At 52.1% G+C, this 217-nt stretch carries 1 rRNA gene; it reads right to left on the minus strand.

Going from position 1 to position 217, the window contains the following annotated elements:
• Positions 1–55: 55 nt before the first annotated feature.
• Positions 56–217: ribosomal RNA gene (locus tag Dpoa2040_RS00010) — 23S ribosomal RNA — on the minus strand; the annotation flags it as partial.

Raw genomic sequence — 217 nt, forward strand, 5'->3', positions numbered from 1 at the left:
TCGAACAAGCTGACTCGACTTTCCGTCTCTCTCTCCAAAACACCTTCGGTGTTGTAAGGTTAAGCCTCTCGGGTCATTAGTACTGGTTAGCTCAACGTATCACTACGCTTACACACCCAGCCTATCAACGTCCTCGTCTCGAACGTCCCTTCCGGGGAATCACGTTCCCAGGGAAGACTCATCTCGGGGCAAGTTTCCCGCTTAGATGCTTTCAGCG

The organism is Dickeya sp. CFBP 2040, from assembly GCF_012273755.1.
Lineage (GTDB): Bacteria > Pseudomonadota > Gammaproteobacteria > Enterobacterales > Enterobacteriaceae > Dickeya > Dickeya poaceiphila.